The 3,593-nt window shown below is 61.9% G+C and carries 3 protein-coding genes; all 3 read left to right on the top strand.

What is annotated here, in order from left to right; all coding sequences use genetic code 11:
• The first annotated feature begins 320 nt into the window (after positions 1–320).
• Positions 321–908, top strand: coding sequence for a UPF0149 family protein (locus tag DQ405_RS25915; protein WP_003193011.1), 588 nt, complete (start codon positions 321–323; stop codon positions 906–908).
• Positions 909–928: 20 nt separating this feature from the next.
• Positions 929–1,312: a YbaN family protein gene (locus DQ405_RS25910; protein ID WP_019818414.1), complete on the top strand. Its 384-nt coding sequence runs from the start codon at positions 929–931 to the stop codon at positions 1,310–1,312.
• Between the two features lie 119 nt (positions 1,313–1,431).
• A partial coding sequence (locus DQ405_RS25905) for a PAS-domain containing protein (protein WP_168426449.1) occupies positions 1,432–3,593 on the top strand: 2,162 nt, incomplete at its 3' end.

The following is a 3,593-nucleotide window of genomic DNA, read 5'->3' as shown; positions in this document are numbered from 1 at the left end:
AGCCGAAGATGTCCTTGAGGACGCGTTGAGCCTGCTCGAGCATGTAAAAACTCCAAAATGGTGCCGAAATCCCTCTATACAGGCTGGCCGAAAAAATCCCCGTTCACGAAAAATAATCCGTAAGCGAAGTTTTCCCGGATTGGCGCTGGGCCTGTAGGGGCATCACAAAACGCGGCAGTATACCCGAGCGTTATCCACCAAAGGGCGCGACTGACGAATAGACGCACCAGGCTAAAACCGGGCAAATATGCCGTGCGGCTGGCCTGGGCGCTCAAGAAAGCCTAGAATTCAGCATCGTTTATTCCCAAGGTAGCCCTTCAATGTCCTTCGCTGAGCAACTAACCCGCCTGCAAGCCTTCCTCGACGCCGATGAGCTGCATGACGAGGCGCTGGACTACGTGGCCGCCCACGGCTACCTGACCGCCCTGTCGATCTGCTCCGACCCCGTTCCGGACCGTGAATGGATCGACGCGCTGTTCGCTGAAGAGCCTCACTACAGCGACGACGCCCAGCGCGCAGAAATCGAATCCACCCTGGTCGCCCTCAAGGCCCACATCGCCCGCCAACTGGCCTCCGACGAAGAGTTCGAGCTGCCGTGCGAGCTGGACCTGGGCGACGACCCTGATGACTCCGACCTGCGCGGCTGGTGCATCGGCTTCATGGAAGGCGTGTTCCTGCGCGAAGCCGCCTGGTTCGAAACCGCCGAAGAAGAAGTCAGCGAAATGCTGCTGCCGATCATGGTCGGTTCGGGTCTGTTCGAAGAGGAAGCAGAGTTCTCCGACATCGCCGCCGACGCCAACCTGATGGACGACATGATCGTGCAGATCCCGGAAGCCCTCACCGCGCTGTACCTGCTGTGCAACGCGCCTGACGAAAAACCGGCGATCCTCAAGCCACGTCACCACTGAGTGGCTTGCCCGTGGCACCCATGGGCAACCGTCCACTGCTCCTGCGCTACGCGCTGCTGGCCATCGGCTGGCTAAGCGTAGCGCTGGGAGTCATCGGCATTTTCCTACCTGTGCTGCCGACCACGCCCTTCCTGTTACTCGCCGCCGCCTGTTTCGCTCGCAGCTCCCCGCGCTTCTACCACTGGCTGGTGGAACACCCGCGCCTGGGGCCCTGGGTGCGCGATTACCTGGACGGCAATGGCATCCCGCTCAAAGGCAAGGTCTACGCCATTGGCTTGATGTGGTTGAGCATCTCGATTTCCTGCTACCTGGTGCCGCTGCCATGGGCACGGGGCTTTATGCTGACCAGTGCGGTGCTGGTGACGATCTACATCCTGCGCCAGAAAACCCTGCCGCCACGCTGAGCGCCACCTGCGACATTCGATCCCACACGACCTTGGTCGACACTGACTAACACCAGGCATCATGCGAGACTGTCCAACCGGGCCTGGAATGCCCGGGTGTTCTTATGCTCGGAGTTACCATGACGCTGTCCAGCGGGCTGATCGCCGCCGTTGCCCTGGCCTATATGGCCACTATGTTTGCCATCGCCTTTTACGGTGACCGCCGCCATGCGCCGCTGCCACCGCGCGTGCGTGCCTGGGTGTATAGCCTGTCACTGGCGGTGTACTGCACCAGTTGGACCTTCTTCGGCGCCGTAGGCCAAGCCGCCGAACAACTGTGGGCATTCTTGCCGATCTACCTGGGACCTGTGCTGTTGCTGGTGCTGGCACCCTGGGTGTTGCAGAAAATGATCCTGATCAGCAAGCAGGAAAACATTACCTCCATCGCCGACTTTATCGCTGCCCGCTACGGCAAGTCCCAGTCCCTGGCGGTGGTGGTGGCACTTATTTGCCTGGTGGGCGTGCTGCCCTATATCGCGCTGCAGCTCAAAGGCATCGTGCTGGGCGTGAACCTGCTGATCGGCGCCGGCCCCGACACCACCGGCACCCGCGCCCAGGACACGGCCTTGATCGTGTCGCTGGTGCTGGCGCTGTTTACCATCGTGTTCGGCACACGCAACCTCGACGCCACCGAACACCACCGCGGCATGGTGCTGGCGATTGCGTTTGAGTCGCTGGTCAAGCTGTTCGCTTTTCTCGCCGTCGGTGCGTTTGTCACCTACGGCTTGTACGACGGTTTCGGCGATCTGTTCAGCCAGGCCATGCTCGCCCCGCGCCTGGAGGAATACTGGAAAGAGACCATCAACTGGCCTTCGATGGTGGTACAGACCGGCGTCGCCATGATGGCGATCATCTGCCTGCCGCGACAATTTCATGTGACGGTGGTGGAGAACATCGACCCCCAGGATTTGCGCCTGGCCAAGTGGGTGTTCCCGGCTTATTTGATCCTCGCGGCACTGTTCGTGGTGCCCATCGCCTTGGGCGGCAAGATGCTGTTGCCCAGCTCGGTGCTGCCGGACTCCTATGTGATCAGCCTGCCAATGGCCGAGGCCCATCCTGCCCTCGCCGTGCTGGCATTCATTGGCGGTGCATCGGCGGCCACTGGCATGGTGATCGTGGCGAGCATTGCACTGTCGACGATGGTCTCCAACGATATGCTGCTGCCGTGGCTGTTGCGCCGATCCAGCGCCGAGCGGCCATTCGAAGTCTTTCGCCACTGGATGCTGTCGGTTCGCCGGGTGAGCATTGTGATCATCCTGCTGCTGGCGTACGTGAGCTACCGCTTGCTGGGCTCCACTGCCAGCCTGGCGACCATCGGCCAGATCGCCTTTGCCGCTGTGACCCAACTGGCCCCAGCGATGCTCGGCGCACTCTATTGGAAGCAGGCCAACCGGCGTGGGGTGTTTGCCGGTTTGGCCGCCGGTACCTTCCTGTGGTTCTACACCTTGGTCTTGCCAGTGACGGCGAAAAGTCTGGGCTGGTCGCTCAGCCTTTTCCCCGGCCTGACCTGGATGCATTCCCACCCGTTCGGGCTGTCGGTCACGTCGCTGACCTTGGGCACCGTGTTCTCCCTGGCGGGGAATTTCACCCTCTTCGTGTGGGTGTCGATGCTGTCGCGCACACGGGTTTCCGAGCACTGGCAGGCAGGCCGTTTTATCGGCCAGGAAATCAACCAGCGTGCGAGTGCGCGCTCCATGCTGTCGGTGCAGATCAGCGACCTGCTCAGCCTCGCGGCGCGCTTCGTCGGGGAAGAACGGGCCCAGCAGAGCTTTATTCGCTTCGCCTACCGCCAAGGCAAAGGCTTCAACCCCAACCAGAATGCCGATAACGATTGGATCGCCCACACCGAACGCTTGCTGGCCGGTGTACTCGGGGCCTCCTCGACGCGGGCGGTGGTGAAAGCGGCAATCGAAGGGCGGGAAATGCAACTGGAGGACGTGGTCCGTATCGCCGACGAAGCCTCGGAAGTGCTGCAGTTCAACCGCGCCCTACTGCAAGGCGCCATCGAGAACATCACCCAGGGCATCAGCGTGGTGGACCAGTCGCTCAAGCTGGTGGCCTGGAACCGGCGTTACCTGGAACTGTTCAACTACCCGGACGGCTTGATCAGCGTCGGCCGGCCCATTGCAGACATCATTCGCTACAACGCCGAGCGCGGCCTGTGTGGCCCTGGCGAAGCGCAAGTGCACGTGGCGCGTCGCCTGCACTGGATGCGCCAGGGGCGTGCGCACACCTCCGAGCG

Source organism: Pseudomonas sp. SST3, assembly GCF_003325755.1.
The sequence above is the reverse complement of the archived record's forward strand: the minus strand, read 5'-3'. Positions and strand labels throughout refer to the sequence as shown.